Genomic DNA, 22269 nt, shown 5'->3' with positions numbered 1-22269 from the left:
CCGCCATTCATCCATCTATTTCTTGAGAAGATGCTGATGCCCCCAGACGCTCGTCACGTCGTAGGTTTTGACATCGTTACTACCTTCCTCGACCTCAACCCCTCCCCAGCCATACTCAATCTGGATACCGGAAGGACTCTCGACGTAGAAAGAGAACATCCTGTCGTTAATGTGCCGACCTAGGGCCCGGGTCTGGCGAAAACCGCTACGAAGTACCCGATCCAGGCCACGGCCGACATCATCAAACTCTTTCACCTGCAGCATCAGATGGCCAAGTCTCCGACCAATCGGCAGGAAACCGATCGCCACGCTGTGGTGACGCTCGTTACAGCGCATGAATACAAAATCCCCCTTAAGACCACCGTAATCAGGAGTCGACACCAAGTCGCTAGTTACGAAACCAAGCATGTCGCAGTAAAAGCGGTGCACTGCCGGCACGTCTTCAACCGAAAGCATGAGATGCCCCAAGCCTTGGTTGGCCGTCACAAACCCACCGTGGGCAATCGGCGTATTACAGGGCGACTGCGGGCGCATCAAAGAGCCATAGGACAACTCGACCGACATCCCAGAAGGATCGACAAAAAACAACAAAGACTGAACGCCTCGAACACTACATTCAGCCTTGCTTCCTTCTCGAACCTGATGCCCTGCCGAAACCAGTCTGGCCTGAATAGTCTCCAGATCCTCCAAGCAATCGACCTCAAGGCCAATAACAGCTAGATCGTTCTTCGGACCGAGAGACAAATGCACTCGCCAAGGGCGATCATCGATCCTCAACCATTCATTCTTTGGATCCGCACCGTCAACAACTTCGCAAGCCAAAACCTCGCGCGCAAATCGACGCCACTCATTGAGATCACTGACCTCAATTTCCACATATGCCAGACGCTTTACCTGTGCCATTACTGTCTCTCTTATAAAAATTGGGCAATCGTTTAAACGGCGTGATCTCGACGCCAGGCCAGAATCGCCGTCCGTGCCTCGCTAGTACCTTCCTCAATCCGGGCAACAAGCGTGATCTCGTCATCACCCTCGCAGATAACCTTTCGACGTTGCGAACTTCCCTGCCAGTTGGGGAAAATGCATAGCTCGATCTGATGAGTAACGAACTCGCCGTCAAAGTCGTAGCCGCCGGCATATGTCAGGTATTCGTTGTAAGCCTTAGCCTTGTCCGCATCGGATGCATCCCACTGTCCGCCGGAACTAAAGCGCGTTCTCGGGCTACGGGAGATGACGCAGAACATGGTTTCCTCGCCATATTCAATGAACCCCTCCAGTCTTTCACCAAAAGGGAAAACGCGCCTGCCGTCGTCATACTCCTGACTCCACGACACAATTTTCCAGCGGCCTTTTAGATCCTGTTTTGTCATTTTTAATCCTATCAAGCCAGCCTCCTTGGAGGCCACGGCAACCATTAATGTCTTTCGATTGATATTCAATTGATAGTCAATCTTTCGAAGATGGACGTTAAATAATGCGGAAGCCGTTGTCAATAGGTAGATAGCTTTTCATCCAAGCATGGGTTTGCACGAGCGGTAAGCCACCAACTCACACTCACCACACAGAATCGACTCAGAAAGCTAACAGGGGCGCTCCCCCCTCAGCAGATGGGGAGGATGGCAAGTGGCACTCAATAGAAACTGAGGAGCGCAGGAGCCAATGGTTTCGGGATGGACCGACTACCTGAGCATCAAATGACACAGGATTGTCTCAATGAGACAGCCTCAAACGATCGTCAACCCAAAGGTATCTGCTCACGAACACCGGAAAGCATTCACCGATACACAAAAGTTGACTTTCAATTGATTTTTGATTGACACTAAATGAAACAGCGGAACCACGTACCCTAATAGAGAAAGCATCATGGATCCCCACCTTGGCCCCCCACCCTCCACGACCAAAAGCGTGGGTATCAGGAAGCTGTTCCAAATGCACAAATCAATTGTAAACAGCGAATTGACAGGAAATGGAAAGCAGTTTCTAGCCTAATCGATCATCGATCAATCAACATGAAAATACGTCTGTACAGTGGAATTCAAATTTGTCAGACGGAGCTTTTTAGCCAGCCCTACAAAATTTATCTCTAACAATAATTGTGCAAAATTAATTTCGCATTTCTTGATGGCCATAGGCACCACATCGCAAGCCGTTTCTCAAAATAGTGCACGAGAATTCGGCAACGAAAATCCGTCAGTCTTTAAGGAAAAATAATGGGTAAAAATGAGAAACCACTAATTTTTGGTGAACACCAGAAATCAAAAATCCAATGGTCGGACAATTTGCTTGTCGGACACTCAGGAATTGACGAAACCCATCGCGAATTTGTCACGTTAGCGAATGCATTGAGCGAATCCTGTGAAGAATCAGCACCAACGCGGCTTCATCAACTAGAAGAGCATCTCATGTCCCATTTTGACAATGAAAAGCTATTAATGGAGAAAACTGAATTTCCCGCAACCGATTGCCATATTGAAGAACACGCGAAGGTTTTTGATGCTGTCGTACTCGTCAGAGAACGATATTCGGATGGAACAGCAAGTTTAAATGACATAAAACGCTTGGCTCAAGCGTTGATAGACTGGTTCCCCGGCCACATTTTCTACATGGATTCAGCGCTATCCACTTGGGTCAGCAAAAAAACACACAACGGATCCCCCCTTATATTGCACCGGAGCAAGCCTAGTTCATCGACATAGAGTGACTTAGGCACAGCTTTCAAAGCACTTTTCATTTCTAAGTATCTATCAATCGAGTATTCGTGGCGCAAATGTTGCCGAATCCCTTGCAGCCTCTTCGTAAATACCAGTCATGAGGGACAAAAACCTTGCCCCCTTTTCAAATTTCTCGGAAGCCCCGGAGATATCCTCCAGGCGCGAAATCAAGATTTTACTTCTCAACTCATTATATTCATCGGTAACCTTTATACCCTTTTCAGTCGCAATATAAGAAAACGTTTTACTGTTTCTGTCTTTTTGTTTTTCAATCAACCCGGCTGATTCAAGCTTCCGCAACGAGTACTGAATATTAGGAATATCGTCACGATTAACAATTCTAGCAATCATCGTACTATTCTTAGGCCGATCAAGCATTCTGACCACATGCAGAATTATGTATTCCTGGTATTTTATTTCAACATCAGAATCCACCGATATACTTCCGACCGAAATGACGTATCTCGAAAATGCTTCATTGAAGCGAATCAAGGCCAATTCAAATTCAGTGGCATTAAATTCAAAATCCGTTTTTGATAAATGCCAATTCTGTTGATATTTTTTTTCCACTCTTGAATTCTCCTATATCTCTATCGAACCGCTCGAAGTAGGCAGTTTAATGTAATTAAATAAAGCCGAACAATTAACTACATAAATTACCCTAAAATTTTTAATAATCACTAATCACAGGCCATTAGTTTTCAAGTATAGCCAAAACCAGATTTTACCCGAACCAAAATCATCTATTTTTACCCCACAAGATTGCAAAAGGAGAGTTACTTATGAGTAAAACGAGCCCAGAAATTGCCAACAGCACGATCGCGAACGGTATCCGCACAAACTACCATGACACAGGCAGCGGATTTCCGCTACTGATGATCCACGGATCCGGTCCTGGAGTATCTGCATGGGCGAATTGGCGATTGGTAATACCCGAACTTGCAAAGCAGTCACGTGTTATCGCCCCCGACATGGTCGGATTTGGCTTTACTGAACGTCCTGATGGGCAAGAGTACAACATGGACGTATGGGTAAATCAGGCGATTGGTCTGCTTGATTCGCTCCAAATCGAACAAACTGATCTCGTGGGAAATTCCTTTGGTGGCGCTTTAGCCTTAGCGCTGAGCATCCGCTACCCAAAGCGCGTTCGCCGACTCGTGCTCATGGGAAGCGCCGGAGTTCCATTTGATATTACACCTGGACTTGATGCAGTTTGGGGCTATACACCTTCAATTGCAAACATGCGGGCTTTGTTAGATATCTTTGCATGGGATCGCAACCTCGTTAATGACGAACTAGCAAAACTTCGTTATGAGGCGAGTATCCAACCAGGATTCCAGGAGTCTTTCTCGAAAATGTTCCCCGCCCCGCGTCAGCGATGGGTCGATGCCTTGGCAAGTTCAGAAGAAAACATACGCTCGCTGCCCCATCACACTTTGATTATTCATGGCCGCGAAGATGCAGTAATCCCTTTATCAAATTCAATTAGGCTAGCCGATCTCATTCCAAACTCTCAATTACACGTTTACGGGCATTGTGGTCATTGGACGCAAATTGAGCATGCAGCACGCTTTGCAAAATTAGTCTCGGATTTCATTGGTGAGTGCAACGATGTTTAGACATGTCTTTAGCCGAGCACACAATGTCAGATGGAAGTCCCCCTGTAGCCACCGGCGACCGATCCTGACCACCTAATAAAGCATTTTTCCTACCTAAATAGGCTTACTCCGGCCGTCATGGTCGGAGAGCTTTTGTGGCAACCGGGGCAGACAATGCGAATTGTGGCTCGCTCCTTTTGTTTAATACCGTAGCTTTATGCGAAAGAAAATCAGATATTCTGGCTGCAGACAGCCCCAAAGGTGTATTGCTGGTGGTGCATAGAAGAATCGACGGGCAGCCGAAGAAACAAATAAGTTTCTTTGCAGGTGCTGCAAAGTTGGATCTTGGCAGCGGCTAGGAGGTTTCGAGCGCCTTTATCGGCACATTGCAGCCCGATCAACAATTGCTGACCAACGACCGCTTCGGCCGAGCAACGACCTCATGCCAGCGACAACAGGCTGCTCCTCGGCCAATCCGGCCATTGGCCTAATGCCCAGAATCAGGCGGCAATCAGTCGCTAACCCGCCATCCAGCCCTGAACCAGGGCGAACGGCAGCTTTTCCATTACAGCGAATGCGCACCCCGTGCTCACTCCTGCCCTTCACCTCTCCAAGGTTCCGCAGGCAGGTTCTTGAGTAGAGCGGGCACTTATAGCGGCAACTGATGGTCAGCGCACCACCAGTGGTTCAGTTTTTGGTGCAAATCAACAAGCTTTTCAACATAGTCGGCTAGCTTGTCTCGTTGCTAACGCGACAAAGCCGAGTGAACTCTTGAAACTAACTCATTAGCGCCGGACTTTTTATTCAATAGTTCCATCCCCAGCTTTACTGATTTGTTCTTTGCTGAGTCGGTCGTATTTGGGCTAATCATGATTATCGGCAGCTGGCAAGTATGCGGATTGCGGCGAATCTGCCTAGTCAATTCATATCCATCCATCACCGGCATCGTTAAGTCGACGAGAACGAGATCTGGAAGCTGAGTGTAGTTTGCAAGATGCCCTAATGCCAACCAACCATTTTCGGCTGCCTCGACGCGGAACCCGAACCGTTCGAGCATTCGTTGCAAATTGGCACGTGTCACTTTGGAGTCGTCCACAACTAAAATCGTCTTCTTGGGTTCCTGCTCAATGCTGAGGCGTTCAATGGTGACTGGTTGGGTCACTTTACCTTCGTCCGCTACAGGAAGCCCCTCAAATGTGTGCGGCAAAATTACGTCCGTACCAATTTCTCTTTGCTGTAAGAACAATTCCTTGTCTATGAATCCTTGCATCTCATCCGGAGGGGCTCCAAACAACATGACGAAGTCCTCCGAACCTAGCACCGATTCGCATTCTTTAAACATTAAGGACAGCAGGTTATTGAATCTGTCGACATACTCCGTAGCTAACAGGTCACCGTTCTCAAGTTGTTGAGTAGCTATCGCTTGGTGCTGATGAAGTAATTTTTGGGCAGCAAGGACAGCACGCTTCTTCTCTTGCGAATAGTCTGCCCCCAAGAACGCGTCGAACATCGCAACGATTTCTTGCTCGTGTGTGGAGTAGGTTGAAACTGGATTTACTTCCTTATGGATTTCCATGAGCGTTTGAGCAAATAAGTGCTCTGCAGTTCCGTTGGTTTGCATGTTTCGCCTACGGATGACTATGTTGCCTTGCACACATGTCGAGTTCTGGCCAAGGGAAAAGTCCGGGTGAGTACGGCTGCCCATTCCCGGGATCTCGGCCGTATAAGCCCCAAGCAAAGATCGACCCTCGCGCTCCTCGTGCTGCAGCGACGGTTGTCTTAGAGGGCCACAAAATGCGGTTTGCTGCTTGATGGCAGACGCCACTAATCCCGTAACGGATGCCAGCCGTTTGCACTGGAGTCGCCAAGCAGTCCGCCTGGTCAACGTTCCCAATACCACTGCAGACGACAGAGCCGCCCTTAGAGCGGCCATGGCATCCCCACACATGACCGGAGTTGGATCCCACGTAGGTGTGGTCCAAACCAGGGAGATTGAAGGCCGGGATTGCGTATCCGATCAGAGTACCTAGTGCCACGTGTTCTCCTGTGGAGACTTATTCCATCAGACTACACCAAAATGTTGCGAGCGGAAAGTACTGTCCTGACCTGCCCCCAAGACAAATCCTAGCTTGATGTAGAGTCTGCCCCGAAAGAGCGGGTATGAAGAAGCGATTTTCGGAAGAACAATCATTGGCATCCTGAAAGAAGCCGAAGCGGAACTGAAGGTAACGGAGTTGTGCTGCAAGCAGGGGATTACGGAGGCCACCGGGGCATTGGGAAGGTGATCTACTGTGCGGCAGCAAGAATAGTCAGATTGCGACTGAAACAAGACTTTTCATATCAGCCGGAATACCCCACATGTGGACGGCGAGTACGGCTTTTGTTTTTGAGGAGACAGCTGCGGCTACTAGGTCGGGGTCAATATTCCCAGTTAACGGATCAATATCCACAAGAACTGGGGTCAGTCCAAGATGCAGAAGCGGTGTGGCACATCGAATGAATGTCATGCATGGCACGATGACTTCATCGCCAGGCCTTAGAGGTCATGCCATCAAACTTGCATGCAATCCTGCCGTGCCGGTTGAGCAGAAAATTCCGTACTTGACGCCCAACCTATTTGCGTACTTTGTAGGCACTTCAGCCAGAAGCCCATCTAAATCCCAATCATCCCACGCAGGAGAGGTCGTGAACTCGCGAATGGCATTGGCCATCTCATCTGAATAACGAGGAGACTGATACTCCTCCCGAATCCTCTCGCCGCAATGCCTGGCGTGCATCAATCCACCGCCTTGTTTCATGCCATTCGATTGACTTCGGAAAAGCGCCCCTTACAATTCCCATAACCATCGCCCGTCCGGCGGTCCAGTCCAACGAGGTTTATCCGCCGATATGACTTCCTGCTCTCTTCAAACTCGTTTGCGACGGCGGATAAACGCTATTCGTTGGGCGTCACAAAGAAACCGGGGCTAGCAGATCATGGACTATTCAAAATTCGGCTGGCAGGAGTTCGAGATGCTCTGCGCCCGGCTGCTACAGGCTTGCGGCTATGCGCTCCAGCGGCAAGGGGCGCGGAGCCAAGACATCGGAGTCGACTTCACGTTCACTGATCCTTCGGGCGAAACATGGGTTGCCGAAGTAAAGCACTTCACGCGACCGAGGACCGGAACAACCGTACTCCGGGAAGCAGCTGTTCAACTTAACTCCGCTAAGCAGTTGACTGGTGCGACGAACGGTCTGCTGATCGTCTCAATGCTGCTCCCGCAGAACCTTAAGGACGATATCGAAGTACGTGAGGGCATCACGGTTTGGGACTCCCGCCGCCTGAATGACCTTCTGGCCACTCGTCCCGAAGTTGAGCAAGACTTTCTACTACTGTTGGATGCCCAGGCTGTCGTGCGTCGCGGTCTGGAGCAACCCGCACCACTTGATCCACGGGCACAGGAGTTGATTGGCCGACTAGAGGCGCTTCCGCCAGGAAGAGAGACTTTCCGTGAGTTTGAGGACCTATGCGTGGAAATTCTGAACTACGCATTCTTTCCGCAACTGGGTGTCCCATCTGTGCAAAGCAGGAGCGAGGATGGTCTCGATATTCGAGACGCCGTCTTTCCAATTGCAGGTGACCAAGCCTTTTGGCAAGAGATCAAGCGAACCTGCTCAACGCGCTTCATGGTTGCCGAGTTCAAGAATTACACCGAGAGCGTTCGACAGCGTGAAGTGGAGTCTATTCAGCAGTATCTCTATTCGAAGGCTATGCGCATGTTCGGAGTGTTGTGCAGCCGGAATCAACCGTCCGAATCAGCGCTCTTGGCTCGCCGGCGCGCTTGGGTAGAGGCTGACAAACTCATACTTCTGCTTTCCGATGAGGAGCTGAAGGATCTTGTTCGCGCAAAGTCATATGGCGAGAAGCCGACAGACGTCCTAGACGTCCAGCTGGGTGAGTTCTTTCTCAGACTGGCTCCGTGAACGCGCCCAACAAATCATTCCACTGGACCTGTAGCGAGCATGCCATTGAGGGCGATCAACTGATCCGACGAATAGGGTTTCCGGTGGTCTCGGGGGGCGGTACTGCCCAAATAAGCATTTCCATCAAGCGGATCAGCCGCATCGGTTATCGTGAGTCCGCTTAGCGCACGATGCCGACGTAGCTAGGATGTGAAAGCCACCACATTCACTCCCAGAAATTTCAAATGGCCGGTCTGGAATTAGAACCGGCCATTTTTCACTAAGGGCACCATCGGCCGCTTTGGCCGAGGAGCTGAAACTGATACTGAAGCATTTCGAACGCCGCCGAATTGGCAAATTCTGAAAAGGCCTCATCACATGCTCATTCGACATGCCGGCTGCCAAGAACTGAGCAAATTCGCTATCGATAAAATCGATGCTAGAATGAAAGCCGAAGTGGGGGCGCTGGACCTTATGTTCGTTACCCAGGACCACTTCACAAAAGCCTCTCCTTGAGAGGCTTTTGTGTTTTCAGTTTTGAGCGTGAATTCGACGCATGTCCTTCAGAAACCATGCAAGCATGACGATAACCAAAGCAGACCTGGCCGAACACCTCTCCAACGAGATCGGATTCAACAACCGTGAAGCCAAGGAAGTGGTTGAGGCCTTTTTTAAGGAATTGTCCGATTGCCTCGAGCGTGGCGAGGAGATCAAACTGGCGGGCTTCGGCGTATTTAGCATGCGAAACAAACCGGAACGCCCCGGCCGCAATCCGAAGACGGGTGAGGAAATACCCATCACCGCGCGTCGAGTTGTAACCTTCCATGCCAGTGGCTGCCTTAAATCAGCTGTCGAGTCGAGTCCCAACCTTTCACTCAAGGCCGTGAAAGCTGCGTAACAATCGCCAGAGATCACGACAAAAAAATAGGCCCCGTTTGATCGGAGCCTATTGATTTAAGCGCGCCAGGATCGAATCACAATCCACCAGGCAAATCTCAGCAGGGCGAAGCATCCGATTACACCTTCATGCAGTGCATGGATAAATGCTTGCCACGGTGTATCGCTGTCCCCCACGTATCGAGGGTTCAGGCGTTTCCACTCGGCCCGACAACGTTGTCTAAATCGGACCTGAGTCATCGTTGCCTCCCCCTTTCGCTGTACCAGCGTTCACCAGTAGTTGCGCAACATTTCCCTGAACCTCAACGTATCTGACCAGTGTCTCGACACGACTGACGACCAGGGAGGTCGAACTGGCGACCTCGATAGCCAGACATGGGACTCCCCCACTAGTCGTCCAATAGATTCGATCACCGGTGACCAGGCTGATCAGGTCTCCATTCAGCATTTCACGGAAATGATGCATGGACCGGAGTTTCTCCCAGAGCTTGGCCTGCTGCCGGCGGGTTTCGTTTTCAATTCCGATGAGCGGCCCTTCTGTTTGTTCGGTCCTAGGCAACCCACCGAAATATCGATACAACCAAGGCATACCAAGCATGAGCCAGACACATCCCCCAATCACCATGGGAAATACGATGAAACTGGCCAGTTGCTGACTAACCCGAACGTAGATCATCACGTTGGCGGTGGCCATGAGCAGTACCCCCATGAGCCCCCCAATCAAGGCTAGTCGCTTGGCGCGTTGGTTGATCGGGATGACATCTTCGGTGGCCATACGCGCTAGAAAAAACAAAACAATCGCCAGCGAGAACAGCACACCATAGGCAAAAGCCTGTGATTCAAGCATATCGGTTTCCATAAAGATCTCCTCCTAGCGGGCCAACGCATCGAACACAGGGTCACAACTCAATCGATCAGCCGTCGCCAACACACTGGCTTCAATCGATGGGGTTTCCCGTGCCTCGAGATGGCGCCGGGCAATCAAGGCATGTACCAGCGCCAGATACAGGGAGTCCGGAACAATGACCCGGGTACGTGCCACAGCCAGCCACTCGAGTATCGTGTACTGGTAACCCACCCACTGCCCACGCTCAGAGAGAACATAGCCCTCCGCTGACAGCCGGTAGTCGTCGGCCTTGCCTGCATCGTGAAGCAATGCGGCGGCGATCAGAACAGGGGACGAGATACCCGATAGACCCCGCGACAGCGTAGCGGCTTGCTCGGCCACCACCACTGAGTGCTTGAAATTGCGCCCATGCTCCCAGGGATAGTCGCTGCATCCGACAGGCCCCGTGACATAGCGATAGAAGCGCCCCCCGTCCCACATCACCGCATTGAACAAATGCTGTAGGGGACGCCCCATCTGCTCCCAGAGCGCGGCCGCGCGACACACCGTGTCACGGTCAGCAAACCAGGCGGCAGGGATGGTCAGGAAGGGATTGATGGTCGGAATCGGTTTGTCGATCAGGTCGAGCCGACTGACGGGCAGACGCCCTTCCCTGAATTGATGGAAGCAGGCGCCTCGCAAGGCAACACAACTACCGCGCTTGAGCCTGGTATCCACGTAGCGAGAGGTCCAGCAGGCTTTGAACTGAGCATCATCGTGATAGAGCATGGCTTCATTCATAACGCCCAGTCCTGAAGCGGCCGGCAGACGCGCAAGGCTGATCACACGAAAGTGAAACGGAAGAATTGGTGCGAGCGATTGCATGGTCAAGCTCCTTGGGACGGGGTCGTGATCGGGTTGTGGCCGAGATTGGCGGCCAGCAGGCGTTCGAACGCAGAGCCGTCACGCCGGGTCAAATTCGGGACATAGCGGGAATAAACGCGAAAGAGCATTTCCGTGGTGGTGTGGCCAAGTTGGCGAGCAATCCACTCTGGGTTCTCCCCTGCCCCCAGCCAAAGCGTGGCTGCCGTATGGCGGCATTGATAGGGGCGTCGGACCTTGAGACCAAGAAGCCGCAACAAGGGCTTCCAGACCCGGTTATTGACGTTCTTGTAGTCGAGCGGCAACCCCTCCCGATTACAGAAGACGAACTCAGAGATATGGCGAGTGGCTTTCTCTTGCTCCTTGAGCGCGTCGTACACCTGCTGAGACATCTGGATTTCGCGTTGCGAGGAATCCGTCTTGGTGTAGGTTTCTTCACCGTCGACAACCGTCTCACGCACCAGGATCAATCGGCGCTCAAAATCGACGTACTTCCATTTCAAGCCATGGACTTCGCCAGTCCGCATCCCGCTGAGGAATCGCACAATGAAGTACTGCTTGAAGTCCAGTCGAACGCTCTCGATGATCCTTTTGACTTCATCCAGAGAGAACGGCTCGACATCCGTGCGTTTCACCCGCAATTGTTTGATGTTCTGGAATGGCGTGCGAAAATCAAAGCGGTCGGCGGCTTCGCAGAGGATTTGCCGCAGCGGATTCAAGATTTTGTTGATTCGCGGGTTTGACAACAGGTTGGTCTTGTTCCGTGCTGGAGCTTTGGCGAGGTCTGCGCGGAATGCAAGAATGTCTGCCTTGGTGATGTTGCCGACCATCCTTTCCCCGAAGCGGGGAATCAGGCGCTTGTCGATGTCTTCCCGAACAGTCTTTTTATGGGATGTGCGCCATTCAACCGATTTCTCTGCGAACCAGGTTTCGGCAAAGTCCTTGAACATCGGCGTAGTCTTACCACCGCCCTGCTCTCCCACTGCGTGGGCGATCACCGTCATTTGAACCATCGGTGCCGGCTGATCGAATTTTCCCGCGTTTTTGCCACCAGGGAAGAACTCGCGATAGTTAAATGCTCCCGTGAAAATCTGCTCTTCGATTTTGGCGAGTACCTTTGACAATCGCTTACGGTTCGCCGGGTTATCCGCCAACATCGTTTGTTCTCGACAGCGCTGTCCTTGAAAGTAAAAATCGATAATCAGCGTACCGGTCTCTTTCCTGACTTGAATGCTAGCCATGGCAAATTCCCCCGTTAGCCATCGGGATAGCAAAGCTCTGACGAGCCGCACTGCCCATATCAGCTTCGATCTTTTCCCAGATGTAGAGAATTTTTCGACCACCAAATGGGCGGATGTAATGCACTCCCTCAAACAAAACACTGTCTTTAAGGCGCTCCCGAATTGTTCGAGAGTCGTACTTAATACGTGAAGAAAGTTCGTCCGTAGTCAAATACGTAAATCCAGGTTGACCACTACTGACGGTTGCGAAAGTTGTAGAGCTAAGAATGGCCTGCATATCGTCCTCACATTGTTTATATAAAAGTACATCAGATCGCTTTAGCGAACTAACGTAAATATATATTTACACCGCAATATGGACTTTGCAAGTCATTTGTTACATACGTTAAGATTAATGAACAATGATCCGTTTTCGCATACAAGAACTTCTTGCAGACAAGCACTTCACCGAAGGGCGAAGAGTGACGTTGCTTGAGCTGTCTCAAGCAACAGGAATTAATCGCGTCACATTGTCCAAAATGGTTAACCAACGCGGCTACAGCACGGTGACCGACAATCTGGACAAGCTTTGTCAGTACTTCAACTGTAAGTTAGAGCAGTTAGCTGAATTTGTTCCAGATGCGAAAGACGGCTCAAGCAGTCACGGAGAGCAATAGTCAGATTCTGATAGGGAAAAATGACTGGCAAATTCGTGGTCACGGGATAGCCACAAATTAGTCACAGAAAAGTCACATCCCCCCTCGTCAATAGTAAGGGGGAGCGGTTAGAGCAAAAACAAAAAACCCGCTGAGCCTTGCGCTGAGCGGGTTTTCGGTTTCTCGTGAGGGACCAGTGACTGGTGGGCGGTACTGGGATCGAACCAGTGACCCCTGCCGTGTGAAGGCAGTGCTCTACCGCTGAGCTAACCGCCCTCACAAGAGGCGCGCATTTAACCACAAGTCGAGCAGCGGGTCAAACGCGGGTCGGCTAAAATACCCGCTTTGCCAACGTATAGACTCCGTACTCCATGAAGCCAGTCCGCACCCGTTTCGCCCCCAGTCCCACCGGTTATCTGCACATCGGCGGCGCCCGTACTGCCCTGTTCTCCTGGGCTTATGCCCGACGCCACGGTGGCGATTTCATCCTGCGCATTGAAGATACCGACGTTGCTCGCTCGACGCCGGAAGCCGTACAGGCCATTCTCGACGGCATGCAATGGCTGGGTCTGGAACATGACGAAGGTCCGTTCTACCAGATGCAGCGCATGGACCGCTACAAGGAAGTCATCCAGCAGATGCTTGCCAACGGCAGCGCCTATTACTGCTACACGACCCGCGAGGAACTCGATGCCTTGCGTGCCGAGCAGGAAGCAAAGAAGGAAAAGCCGCGCTACGACGGCCGCTGGCGCCCCGAGGCTGGAAAAGCCCTGCCCGTGCCACCAACTGATGTTCCGCCGGTCATTCGCTTCAAGAATCCGCAGGGCGGCGTTGTGGCTTGGGACGATCAGGTCAAGGGCCGCATCGAGTTTGCCAATACTGAACTGGACGACCTGATCATCGCCCGCGCCGATGGCACCCCAACCTACAATTTCTGCGTCTGCGTCGACGACTGGGATATGGGCATCACCCACGTCATCCGTGGTGACGACCACGTCAATAATACCCCGCGTCAGATCAACATCCTCAAGGCGCTGGGCGCAGAAGTGCCAACCTACGCCCACCTGTCGATGATTCTTGGCGACGATGGCGCCAAGCTATCAAAGCGCCATGGCGCCGTATCTGTCATGCAGTATGACGAGGAAGGTTTTCTGACCGAGGCCGTGATCAACTATCTTGCCCGTCTTGGCTGGTCGCATGGCGATGATGAAGTTTTTTCACGCCAACAGTTCGTCGAATGGTTCGACCTTGACCACATCACCGCCTCCGCCGCCCAGTTCAACACCGAAAAACTGCTGTGGCTGAACCAGCATTACATGAAACAACTACCGCCGGCCGAACTGGCCGCCAAGGTTCAAGCCCGACTGACAGCGCGTGGCGTGGATACGGCCAACGGCCCGGATCTTGAAAAAGCAGTTGTTTTGTATGTCGACCGCAGCAATACGCTGAATGTCCTGGCCGATGCCGTCGAGGTGTTCTACGCCCATGTGACGCCCAACCCGGAACTTTTGGCCCAACACCTTGCCGATGACGCCCGCCCCGCCCTGGCCGAGTTTGCAGCCGGCATCGCCACAGTCACCTGGGAAGCACCGGCTATCAACGCCTTGATCAAGGAAACCGTGACCAAACATGGCCTGAAGATGCCCAAACTAGCGATGCCGCTACGGGTGATTCTGACTGGACAGGCACAAACCCCGGCTGTCGATGCAGTGATTGCATTGATCGGGCGCGACAAGGTGGCAGCGACCCTGGCAGCTTATCTCTAAAAAATAGCGAAAGGCCCTTTACAAGGACCAGGACGGTCCCTATAATGCGGCCTTCTTTCGCGGCGGGGGTATAGCTCAGCTGGGAGAGCGCTTGCATGGCATGCAAGAGGTCCGCGGTTCGATCCCGCGTACCTCCACCAAAGTGCGAAAGAATAAAGTCCGGGTCCCCATCGTCTAGAGGCCTAGGACACCGCCCTTTCACGGCGGTAACCGGGGTTCGAATCCCCGTGGGGACGCCAAGAATTAGGCAGTAAAGGTTTAAGCGCGGAGTGGTAGTTCAGTTGGTTAGAATACCGGCCTGTCACGCCGGGGGTCGCGGGTTCGAGTCCCGTCCACTCCGCCAACATTAAAGGAATCGAAGAATTTCGGTTTCTTTCGGATAGATGGCCAAAGCCAAATATCTGAAAACAGTTCGGCTGTCCTCAAATGGGGGTATAGCTCAGCTGGGAGAGCGCTTGCATGGCATGCAAGAGGTCCGCGGTTCGATCCCGCGTACCTCCACCAAGCGCCGAACTGGTGGTAGTTGTAGATTGAAAGTCCGGGTCCCCATCGTCTAGAGGCCTAGGACACCGCCCTTTCACGGCGGTAACCGGGGTTCGAATCCCCGTGGGGACGCCAAGAATTAGGCAGTAAAAGTTTAAGCGCGGAGTGGTAGTTCAGTTGGTTAGAATACCGGCCTGTCACGCCGGGGGTCGCGGGTTCGAGTCCCGTCCACTCCGCCAAAAATAAAAAAACCAGCTCCGGCTGGTTTTTTTGTTCCTGCTCGGAAAAGTGCTACCCACAGCACCGGGGTATAATCGAGGTTTTCGTCGACCGGTTCGTGCCCAAGCCCCAATTCATGCAGCAACGTAACCTTTCGTCGTTTCTTCGCCGTCTGTGCATTACCAGCCTGACCGCGGCAATCCTGCTTCCAGTTGCTCCCGCTCTAGCTGAGCCAGCAGATAAACCATCCCTGTTTTCCCTGATGATGCCGTCGCTCAGCGATACCGGTTTCAGCGCAACCGAAGACGTGCTGACCGTGCAGGAAATTCGGGTTCCGCCTCAGCTGCCAAACACGATTGATCTGACCACCCAGGCAACCAACCTGTGGGACAGGATTCGCAATGGCTTTGCGATGACCAATCTCAACGATGATCTGGTCCTCTATTACCAGCAGTGGTACCAGAACCGCCCAGATGCCCTGCGGCGCATGGTCGAGCGCAGCCGCCCCTACCTGCACTATATCGTCGAGGAACTTGAGGCCCGCGGCATGCCGACCGAGCTGGCATTATTGCCGATGGTTGAAAGCTCCTTCAACCCGAACGCCTATTCGCCGGCACACGCGGCCGGCCTGTGGCAGTTCATTCCAGCGACCGGCAAGCGTTTTAATCTGGAGCAAAACTGGTGGCGTGACGAGCGGCGCGATATCGTTGCCTCGACCGGGGCAGCACTGGACTACCTGCAAGCCATCTACGAAATGCACGGCGACTGGCATCTGGCGCTGGCTTCCTACAACTGGGGCGAAGGCGCAGTCAAAAGGGCCATCGTCAAGAACGAATCACGCGGCCTGCCGGCAGACTATCCAAACCTGACGATGCCGAACGAAACCCGGCATTACGTTCCGAAACTGCAGGCGCTAAAGAATATTCTCGGCAACCCGACATTGATTGCCCAGCTCGGCCTGCCCTTTATTCCCAATGAGCCGTACTTCGCAACCCTCGAAACTCGGCGGCCAATTGATGTCAAGACAGCAGCCCGCCTGGCCAACATGTCGCTGGACGAGTTTCTGCGACTGAACCCCTCGCACAACCGCCCGATCATCAAGGCCGACACCTCGGTCGTCGTCCCGGCCGACAAGCTCGACACCTTCCGCGACAACCTGCGAAACAATCAGTCGTCGCTCACCCAGTGGCAAGCCTACACAGTAACTTCCGCCGAACGGCTGGACAAGATTGCTGCCCGTTTCGATACCACGGCCGGCGAACTGGCCCGCGTCAATAGCCTCTCGGAAAAGGTTCGGCTCGGCGCCGGCTCAACGGTACTGGTACCTGGCGGCGATAGCGGCAGCGGTCTGAGCAACCTGCTCAATACCTCGACCCCGCAACACTTTATCGAGCCGGAACGGGTTGCCCGTCCGTGTGGCAAGGCTGGCAAGCACGCCAAGTCTTCGGCCAGAGCATGCGACAGACCGGAATCCCGGATCGCTACCAAAGGCAGCCACTCAAGCGAGCGTGCAGCGACCAAGGCTTCTGGCAAATCGGCAAAAAACGGTCCGGCCCCAAGCAAGGCACACACCAAGGCGGCCGAACACGGCAAGACAAAGCCCGCCAGCAGCAAGCCCGTCAAGAGCAGCCCATCCCACCAGCTCTCCAAATCAGGACCCAGCCGGCACCGCTGATTCAACCCAGCAGATGACAGCTGACAGCGTGGGTGGCTGAAATCTCGGTCGCCTGCGGATAGCGTTGCCGGCAAACATCCATTGCCTGAGGACAACGTGGATGGAAATGACACCCGGTCGGTGGATTGGCCGGCGACGGGGTTTCTCCAGGCAGTTTGATGGCCACGGTAGGCCGATCCAGCCGCGGCACCGGAACAGCCGACAGCAAGGCCTTCGTGTAAGGATGCTGCGGTGAGCGCAGAACCTCCTCCGCACGTCCCCGTTCGACAATACGCCCCAGATACATCACGGCCACATCGTGGGCCAGATATTCGACAACCGCAAAGTTGTGGGTAATGAACAGATAGGCAACGCCCAGCTCACTTTGCAATTTCTTCAGCAGATTCAGGATCTGCGCCTGCACCGAAACATCGAGCGCCGAGGTCGGTTCGTCACAGATCAGCAACTCTGGTTGCACCGCCAGCGCCCGGGCAATGGCGATACGCTGACGCTGGCCTCCGGAAAACTCGTGCGGATAGCGGTCCACTGCGTCGCCCGGCAGGCCAACCTGCAGCAGCAACGCTGCAACGGCCGCTGTTTGCGCTGCTGCCTCAGCCTCGATGCCCAGCGCGCCCATGCCTTCTGCAATAATCTCGCCGACCCGCAGGCGTGGATTCAGCGAGGCAAATGGGTCCTGGAACACCATCTGCAGATGGCGCCTGGCGCTACGCAAGCGCTTGCCTTGGAGTCCAACCAGTTCGCTATCGCCCAGCCTGACGCTGCCCGCGGTCGGCTGGATCAACTGCAGCAACGACTTGCCCACCGTCGTCTTGCCACAGCCGGACTCTCCGACCAGGGCCAGCGTGCGCCCGGCGGAAATCGCCAGCGACACGCCATCAACGGCTCGGACATGGCCCACTGTCCGCTGCAGAAAACCCTTGCGGATCGGAAAATAAACCTTGAGGTCGGCCACTTCCAGGAAGGCACGCCCCGGGGTGAGATCTTGCTCAGTGATGCCGTGCCCAGCCCCATTTCTCGCTACCGATTCACCCTGCCAGTGACAGCGCACCACATGCCCAACGGCCGATTCACGCCACGGCGGAGACTGTTCGCGGCAAACCGGCATGACGTACTGACAACGGTCGGCAAAACGACAACCAGCCGGCATGGCCGCCAGCGCAGGCACTTGACCGGGAATCGTTGTCAGGCTTACGTCGCGCCGGGAAATATCCGGCAAAGCTTCAAACAGCGCTTGCGTATAAGGATGGCGCGGCCGGGTGAAAAATTCCTCACGGCTGGCCACTTCGACCAACTCGCCGGCGTACATGACACCGATGCGATGGGCCATCCGCGCGACGACGCCGAGATCGTGGGTAATCAGCAGCATGCCCATGCCACGCTCGGCCTGCAGTTTGGCCAGCAAATCGAGAATCTGCGCCTGAACCGTGACATCAAGCGCGGTGGTCGGCTCGTCGGCAATCAACAACTCCGGCTCGCCAGCCAGGGCGATGGCGATCATGACCCGCTGTTTCATGCCACCGGATAGCTGGAACGGATATTCGGTCAGGCGGCGCTCGGGGTCGGCAATCCCGACCTGACGCAGCAGATCGACCATGCGCTCAGTCGCTTCCACGCCGCCCGTGCCAAGATGCCGGGCCAGCATTTCACCAATCTGCTGGCCGACCGTGAGCACAGGATTCAGGCTGGTTGCCGGTTCCTGAAAGATCATCGCCATCCGGCCGCCGCGGTAGGCGCGCATATCGGCCTCTGGCAGGCTCAGCAGCTCCTCGCCATCCAGCGTGACCCTGCCGTTCAGGATACGCCCGGCGGCGGGCAGCAAGCGCATGATGCCCTGCGCGGTCGCCGACTTGCCACAGCCGGATTCACCAAGCAGCGCAAACGTCTCGCCTTTGGCAATGGCGAAGGAAATGCCGTCCACTGCCGCCAGCGTTTTCTTGCCGGCCGTGAAGCCCAGGCGGAGATTTTCGACCTTCAGCATCTATGTAGCCCTCGGGTCGAATGCATCGCGTACGGCATCGGCGAACAGGTTGGCGGCCAGCACCAGGATGAACATCGCCGAGAATGCTGCAGCCAGCGACCACCAGACGACCGGCTCGCGCCCCAGTTCCATGCGGGCGTTGTTGATCATGGTGCCGAAGCTGGTCATCGTTGGATCGACACCGATACCGACGTAGGACAGCACGGCTTCGGCCAGCACCAGCCCGGAGAAATCCATGACCAGCGAGATAATGACGATATGCATCAGGTTGGGCAGGATGTGACGAACAATAATGCGCCAGCTTGATACGCCAAAGGCCTGCGCCGCCTGGATGTATTCCAGTTCGCGCAGCTTCAGCGTTTCGCCACGCAGCAGGCGGCACAGCCCTGTCCAGCTGGTGATACCGAGAATGAAGCAGAGCGCCAGCAGGCGCAGGTCAGCCCGCTCGGCGGCGGTCGAGAACCACTCCGGATGCGTGTCGATAACCACTTGCATCATCAGCACTGCAGCGGCGATCAACAGGACGCCGGGAATCGAGTTGAGTACGGTATAAATGTACTGAATCACGTCATCGACCCAGCCGCGGAAATAGCCGGCAACAATGCCGAGCAGTACCGCCATCGGCAGCATGACCAGCGTTGTCACCAGGCCGATAATCAGCCCCGTACGCACGCTTTTCAGAACCTGGTAGAGCACATCCTGGCCCACCTTGTCGGTGCCGAAGACATGGTACTGCCCGGCCAGCCAGAACAGCGGCACGATGCACAGCAAGATAAAGCCAAACGTGATCAGCACGGCATCCCAGGCGAAGACCGTCTCGCCACGCCAGATTCTTTGCCATCCGGAGGCCTCGGCCATAGCCGAGCCACGAGCCACCACAGCGGCGGCGAGAGCCGCCAGCATCGCCCAGCCAACAAAGGCCAGCCCGGCCGCACGGAAAGCCGTGAACCCGGCGTCGGCGGCCACCTCATCCTCGCGTTCGCCAAGATGCTTGCCACCGTACTTCAGGCGTGGATAGTCACGTACCGAACCCTGCCCCGGGACATCGATGGTTTCCTTCGAGTAAAGCCGGGTAGCAAACGGCTCGGAATAGGTTTTTTCATTGCGCGAGCGCAGCGGCACCGCCAGCGCATCGAGCACCGACAACACCTCGATGGCATAGCTTGCCTTCTGCCCTGCCTTACTTTCCAGCTGCGCCCGGTAGTGCAGCGAATCCAGCAATCCAATCAGGATGAAAACTAGCAGCACCGTTGCCGAGGCCATGCCGACACGGCTCGCCCCAACCCGGCGCCACGCCGCAAGCAGCGGCGGATTATTGGCAATCAGAAAACCGACGCCGACTCCGGCTACCACCAGCAACCAGATCAGCACATCCGACCAGAGCACGACAATCTGAAAGCCCATCATTCGAACCGGATCCGCGGATCAACCAGCGTGTAGGAAATATCGGTCAGGATCAGGCCGACGATATAGAGCGCCGAGCCGATGAAAACCATCGAACGCACCACAGAAAAGTCCTGTGCATTGATCGCATCGATGGTGTAACTACCAAGGCCGGGAATACCGAAGAAGGACTCCGTCAGCAGCGACCCCATGAAGAGCAGCGGAATGACCACGACGACGCCGGTCAGGATTGGAATCAGCGCATTGCGCAGCACGTGACGGAAGAAAACCACCGTTTCCGGCAGGCCCTTGGCGCGAGCCGTACGAACATAATCCTTGCTGACCTCTTCGAGGAAGATGGTCCGGTACCAGCGAGTCGAGGAGCCGATGCCGGAAATCACCCCAATCGCTACTGGCAGGATCAAAAAACGCCAGGCTTCCAGCCCGGCACCAAAACCTGAAATCGGCACCAGACGCCAGAGCTTGCTGATCAGGTATTGCCCGCCGATGATGTAAAACAGACCCGAGATCGACATCATCGCCACACACAGCACGACACCCCAGAAATCAAAAGCCGTCGCGCGGAAAAAAGCCAGAGTCAGGGCAAAAGTGACCGTGACAAGCAAGCCCAGAACAAAGGTTGGTAGCGCGATGGCCAAGGACGGCCCCATGCGTCCGCTGATCTCGCGGGCAATGTCCCGTCCATCCTCGGCACGGCCAAAGTCACCAACGAACATGCGTGCCGATTTCTGGAAAAACACGGTATCGGTGACTGTCGACAGGCCCGAGGCCTCAGCGTTAATCAGCAGCGGCTTGTCGTAGCCACGCTCGACCTTCCATTTCTGGATCGCCTCCGGCGTCACCCGCTTCACGCCGAGCTGCATGCGCGCCATGTCATCCGGCGTATTGACCACGAAGAACAGGGCAAAGGTAACGAGATTTACCCCGATCAGGATCGGCAGGGCGTAAAGAAGACGGCGAACGATGTAAGCGAGCATTGCCCCGATTATGCCAAGAGCTGGCCATAAGTGCTAAGGCAAGGCATGCAAGGAAGCACACAAAGCTTTACATACCTCTGACAGGACAATTTTAAGCGTCGGTTATACTGCGTCCCGTCCGAAGGCGACTGAAGCAAAAGGCCAACAGACAAAAAGAAAAAGCCACATATCCAAGTCGTTGTTTTGACATAAATAATGTGGCTTGTTCGGGTGCTGGCGGAGAGGGTGGGATTTACACAACTCTCCGACAAACAACGAAGCTATGCGGGTTTCCGAGCACGTCACCACATAATTGTTCCCAGATTTGTTCCCAAGAACGGCGACAATTTTAGCCTTGCACTGCCATCGCTCGCAAGCTCACAACTGCTCAGTTTTGATTCACGGGCTGCATGTCGCGAAGGAAGCTGTATCTACTCTACCCCCCTGCTCCACCTAGATTTTTCTTGCTCCGCGTTTATCGATCTTTTCATTTAGGTCCGACGAGAGCGTTGCATGGAGCATCGCCTCACTTACAGCCCACTTCACATCTACTGAGTGCTCCCTAAAAACTGCTGATGCATATTGCTGTAGTGCAGATGTGTAAGAAAGACGTCTTTCCGGCGACAAGTCCCGAGCGCTGTAGTCAATCACTCCGCATTGCCTTACAAGCTCCTCAGCAAGCTCCAGACAATTCCGGTAGACCTTGAGCACCTCTATTTGCATGTCCAGCGCCTCGTCTGCGCTTGGATTCTGGTTTGCTTGTTCGACTTTGAGAGTGACGAAGGAAAGGAATCCAGACGATATGACTTTAAACACCTCCTCCAGAATAGCCCTCCCAACGTCCGAGTTAGCCGCCTTGTTTAAGAGGCCATACAACTGATCAAGACTCAATCCAGCTTTCAGTAACTCCTCCAGCCCCTTGTTGAAATCAGTCAAAACCTCACTAACTCCTCGGCCTTTCGCATTCTGAGATCCTTTTTTTGCCTTTACTGATGACGAGGAAGGCTTTTTTCCCTTTGACATCCCAACTCCCAATCTAACTTAAATAAAATAGGA

The 22269-nt window shown here is 54.0% G+C and carries 22 protein-coding genes and 7 tRNA genes; 14 read left to right on the top strand and 15 right to left on the bottom strand.

All coding sequences use genetic code 11. The features are described 5' to 3' along the window. Positions 1-15: 15 nt before the first annotated feature. Both DARO_RS06945 and DARO_RS06940 read right to left on the bottom strand, forming a co-directional pair. Complete coding sequence (locus DARO_RS06945) at positions 16-903, bottom strand: VOC family protein (RefSeq protein WP_011287093.1); 888 nt, start codon at positions 901-903, stop codon at positions 16-18. Positions 904-935: 32 nt separating this feature from the next. Further along, positions 936-1439 (bottom strand): lipocalin-like domain-containing protein, encoded by a 504-nt coding sequence (locus tag DARO_RS06940; RefSeq protein ID WP_497463038.1) that lies wholly within the window; start codon positions 1437-1439, stop codon positions 936-938. Positions 1440-2210: 771 nt separating this feature from the next. Here DARO_RS06940 and DARO_RS06935 point away from each other — a divergent pair. Beyond that, positions 2211-2696, top strand: a complete 486-nt coding sequence (locus tag DARO_RS06935) for a hemerythrin domain-containing protein (RefSeq protein ID WP_011287091.1) — start codon at positions 2211-2213, stop codon at positions 2694-2696. Positions 2697-2744: 48 nt separating this feature from the next. Here DARO_RS06935 and DARO_RS06930 read toward each other — a convergent pair whose 3' ends face one another. Further along, positions 2745-3281 carry a winged helix DNA-binding protein gene (locus DARO_RS06930; RefSeq protein ID WP_011287090.1) on the bottom strand — a complete coding sequence of 179 codons (537 nt, stop codon included), beginning with the start codon at positions 3279-3281 and terminating at the stop codon, positions 2745-2747. Between the two features lie 212 nt (positions 3282-3493). Between DARO_RS06930 and DARO_RS06925 the strand changes: the two genes are divergently transcribed. After that, on the top strand, positions 3494-4330 hold the full coding sequence (locus DARO_RS06925; RefSeq protein WP_011287089.1) for an alpha/beta fold hydrolase: 837 nt from the start codon (positions 3494-3496) through the stop codon (positions 4328-4330). Positions 4331-4464: 134 nt separating this feature from the next. Further along, the gene (locus tag DARO_RS22750) at positions 4465-4668 is read left to right on the top strand and encodes a hypothetical protein (protein ID WP_157037150.1); all 204 of its coding nucleotides are present in this window, start codon (positions 4465-4467) and stop codon (positions 4666-4668) included. 386 nt (positions 4669-5054) lie between these two features. Here DARO_RS22750 and DARO_RS06920 read toward each other — a convergent pair whose 3' ends face one another. The 3 genes from DARO_RS06920 to DARO_RS22745 all read right to left on the bottom strand — a co-directional run bounded on the left by DARO_RS06920 (position 5055) and on the right by DARO_RS22745 (position 7107). Continuing rightward, a complete protein-coding gene (locus DARO_RS06920) occupies positions 5055-5930 on the bottom strand; it encodes a response regulator (protein WP_041224261.1) in 876 nt (291 codons plus the stop codon). Between the two features lie 688 nt (positions 5931-6618). Further along, a complete protein-coding gene (locus DARO_RS22190; RefSeq protein WP_083761495.1) occupies positions 6619-6816 on the bottom strand; it encodes a DegT/DnrJ/EryC1/StrS family aminotransferase in 198 nt (65 codons plus the stop codon). A 36-nt stretch (positions 6817-6852) separates the two neighbouring features. Continuing rightward, positions 6853-7107, bottom strand: coding sequence for a PLP-dependent aminotransferase family protein (locus DARO_RS22745; protein WP_157037149.1), 255 nt, complete (start codon positions 7105-7107; stop codon positions 6853-6855). A 178-nt stretch (positions 7108-7285) separates the two neighbouring features. On the opposite strand from DARO_RS22745, the gene DARO_RS06915 reads away from it, so the two are divergent. After that, complete coding sequence (locus DARO_RS06915) at positions 7286-8272, top strand: restriction endonuclease (RefSeq protein WP_041224260.1); 987 nt, start codon at positions 7286-7288, stop codon at positions 8270-8272. A gap of 535 nt (positions 8273-8807) precedes the next feature. After that, positions 8808-9149: an integration host factor subunit alpha gene (locus DARO_RS06910; RefSeq protein ID WP_011287086.1), complete on the top strand. Its 342-nt coding sequence runs from the start codon at positions 8808-8810 to the stop codon at positions 9147-9149. 219 nt (positions 9150-9368) lie between these two features. Here DARO_RS06910 and DARO_RS06905 read toward each other — a convergent pair whose 3' ends face one another. From DARO_RS06905 to DARO_RS22185, 4 genes are all read right to left on the bottom strand, one after another. Next, positions 9369-10007, bottom strand: a complete 639-nt coding sequence (locus DARO_RS06905) for a hypothetical protein (RefSeq protein ID WP_011287085.1) — start codon at positions 10005-10007, stop codon at positions 9369-9371. 12 nt (positions 10008-10019) lie between these two features. Then, positions 10020-10775 (bottom strand): HD domain-containing protein, encoded by a 756-nt coding sequence (locus tag DARO_RS06900; RefSeq protein ID WP_198134113.1) that lies wholly within the window; start codon positions 10773-10775, stop codon positions 10020-10022. A gap of 86 nt (positions 10776-10861) precedes the next feature. Continuing rightward, positions 10862-12097 carry a site-specific integrase gene (locus DARO_RS06895; protein WP_011287083.1) on the bottom strand — a complete coding sequence of 412 codons (1236 nt, stop codon included), beginning with the start codon at positions 12095-12097 and terminating at the stop codon, positions 10862-10864. Further along, on the bottom strand, positions 12090-12374 hold the full coding sequence (locus tag DARO_RS22185; RefSeq protein ID WP_011287082.1) for a hypothetical protein: 285 nt from the start codon (positions 12372-12374) through the stop codon (positions 12090-12092). The genes DARO_RS06895 and DARO_RS22185 overlap by 8 nt, the downstream gene beginning before the upstream one ends. 124 nt (positions 12375-12498) lie before the next feature. On the opposite strand from DARO_RS22185, the gene DARO_RS06890 reads away from it, so the two are divergent. Then, a complete protein-coding gene (locus DARO_RS06890; RefSeq protein ID WP_011287081.1) occupies positions 12499-12753 on the top strand; it encodes a helix-turn-helix domain-containing protein in 255 nt (84 codons plus the stop codon). A 180-nt stretch (positions 12754-12933) separates the two neighbouring features. On the opposite strand, the gene DARO_RS06885 is transcribed toward DARO_RS06890, so the two are convergent. Then, a tRNA-Val gene (locus tag DARO_RS06885) sits at positions 12934-13008 on the bottom strand. A 95-nt stretch (positions 13009-13103) separates the two neighbouring features. On the opposite strand from DARO_RS06885, the gene gltX reads away from it, so the two are divergent. From gltX to DARO_RS06845, 8 genes are all read left to right on the top strand, one after another. Further along, on the top strand, positions 13104-14498 hold the full coding sequence (gene gltX, locus DARO_RS06880) for a glutamate--tRNA ligase (protein WP_011287080.1): 1395 nt from the start codon (positions 13104-13106) through the stop codon (positions 14496-14498). Between the two features lie 64 nt (positions 14499-14562). Then, a tRNA-Ala gene (locus DARO_RS06875) sits at positions 14563-14638 on the top strand. 23 nt (positions 14639-14661) lie between these two features. Continuing rightward, positions 14662-14737: transfer RNA gene (locus tag DARO_RS06870), tRNA-Glu, on the top strand. 27 nt (positions 14738-14764) lie between these two features. Beyond that, positions 14765-14841: transfer RNA gene (locus DARO_RS06865), tRNA-Asp, on the top strand. An 85-nt stretch (positions 14842-14926) separates the two neighbouring features. After that, positions 14927-15002: transfer RNA gene (locus DARO_RS06860), tRNA-Ala, on the top strand. 38 nt (positions 15003-15040) lie between these two features. Beyond that, positions 15041-15116 (top strand) — tRNA-Glu (locus DARO_RS06855). Between the two features lie 27 nt (positions 15117-15143). Then, positions 15144-15220, top strand: a tRNA-Asp gene (locus DARO_RS06850). 242 nt (positions 15221-15462) lie between these two features. Continuing rightward, on the top strand, positions 15463-16875 hold the full coding sequence (locus DARO_RS06845) for a transglycosylase SLT domain-containing protein (RefSeq protein ID WP_497463037.1): 1413 nt from the start codon (positions 15463-15465) through the stop codon (positions 16873-16875). Position 16876: 1 nt separating this feature from the next. Here the strand turns inward: DARO_RS06845 and DARO_RS06840 are convergent, their stop codons facing one another. From DARO_RS06840 to DARO_RS06825, 4 genes are all read right to left on the bottom strand, one after another. Continuing rightward, entirely contained in the window at positions 16877-18853 is a 1977-nt protein-coding gene (locus DARO_RS06840) for an ABC transporter ATP-binding protein (RefSeq protein WP_011287078.1), read from the bottom strand. Beyond that, on the bottom strand, positions 18854-20257 hold the full coding sequence (locus DARO_RS06835; RefSeq protein ID WP_041224794.1) for an ABC transporter permease: 1404 nt from the start codon (positions 20255-20257) through the stop codon (positions 18854-18856). Further along, positions 20257-21234, bottom strand: coding sequence for an ABC transporter permease (locus DARO_RS06830; protein ID WP_011287076.1), 978 nt, complete (start codon positions 21232-21234; stop codon positions 20257-20259). Before DARO_RS06830 ends, DARO_RS06835 begins: the two co-directional genes overlap by 1 nt. A gap of 432 nt (positions 21235-21666) precedes the next feature. Beyond that, the gene (locus tag DARO_RS06825; RefSeq protein ID WP_157037148.1) at positions 21667-22236 is read right to left on the bottom strand and encodes a hypothetical protein; all 570 of its coding nucleotides are present in this window, start codon (positions 22234-22236) and stop codon (positions 21667-21669) included. Between the last annotated feature and the right edge of the window lie 33 nt (positions 22237-22269).

Source organism: Dechloromonas aromatica RCB (genome assembly GCF_000012425.1).
The sequence above is the reverse complement of the archived record's forward strand: the minus strand, read 5'-3'. Positions and strand labels throughout refer to the sequence as shown.

Coding starts and splice junctions, on each gene's coding strand:
- DARO_RS06945 (WP_011287093.1), bottom strand. CDS start 903: ATGGCACAGGTAAAGCGTCTGGCATATGTGGAAATTGAGGTCAGTGAT.
- DARO_RS06935 (WP_011287091.1), top strand. CDS start 2,211: ATGGGTAAAAATGAGAAACCACTAATTTTTGGTGAACACCAGAAATCA.
- DARO_RS06925 (WP_011287089.1), top strand. CDS start 3,494: ATGAGTAAAACGAGCCCAGAAATTGCCAACAGCACGATCGCGAACGGT.
- DARO_RS06920 (WP_041224261.1), bottom strand. CDS start 5,930: ATGCAAACCAACGGAACTGCAGAGCACTTATTTGCTCAAACGCTCATG.
- DARO_RS22190 (WP_083761495.1), bottom strand. CDS start 6,816: ATGACATTCATTCGATGTGCCACACCGCTTCTGCATCTTGGACTGACC.
- DARO_RS22745 (WP_157037149.1), bottom strand. CDS start 7,107: ATGAAACAAGGCGGTGGATTGATGCACGCCAGGCATTGCGGCGAGAGG.
- DARO_RS06915 (WP_041224260.1), top strand. CDS start 7,286: ATGGACTATTCAAAATTCGGCTGGCAGGAGTTCGAGATGCTCTGCGCC.
- DARO_RS06910 (WP_011287086.1), top strand. CDS start 8,808: ATGTCCTTCAGAAACCATGCAAGCATGACGATAACCAAAGCAGACCTG.
- DARO_RS06905 (WP_011287085.1), bottom strand. CDS start 10,007: ATGGAAACCGATATGCTTGAATCACAGGCTTTTGCCTATGGTGTGCTG.
- DARO_RS06900 (WP_198134113.1), bottom strand. CDS start 10,775: ATGAATGAAGCCATGCTCTATCACGATGATGCTCAGTTCAAAGCCTGC.
- DARO_RS06895 (WP_011287083.1), bottom strand. CDS start 12,097: ATGGCTAGCATTCAAGTCAGGAAAGAGACCGGTACGCTGATTATCGAT.
- DARO_RS22185 (WP_011287082.1), bottom strand. CDS start 12,374: ATGCAGGCCATTCTTAGCTCTACAACTTTCGCAACCGTCAGTAGTGGT.
- DARO_RS06890 (WP_011287081.1), top strand. CDS start 12,499: ATGATCCGTTTTCGCATACAAGAACTTCTTGCAGACAAGCACTTCACC.
- gltX (WP_011287080.1), top strand. CDS start 13,104: ATGAAGCCAGTCCGCACCCGTTTCGCCCCCAGTCCCACCGGTTATCTG.
- DARO_RS06845 (WP_497463037.1), top strand. CDS start 15,463: ATGATGCCGTCGCTCAGCGATACCGGTTTCAGCGCAACCGAAGACGTG.
- DARO_RS06840 (WP_011287078.1), bottom strand. CDS start 18,853: ATGCTGAAGGTCGAAAATCTCCGCCTGGGCTTCACGGCCGGCAAGAAA.
- DARO_RS06835 (WP_041224794.1), bottom strand. CDS start 20,257: ATGGGCTTTCAGATTGTCGTGCTCTGGTCGGATGTGCTGATCTGGTTG.
- DARO_RS06830 (WP_011287076.1), bottom strand. CDS start 21,234: ATGCTCGCTTACATCGTTCGCCGTCTTCTTTACGCCCTGCCGATCCTG.
- DARO_RS06825 (WP_157037148.1), bottom strand. CDS start 22,236: ATGTCAAAGGGAAAAAAGCCTTCCTCGTCATCAGTAAAGGCAAAAAAA.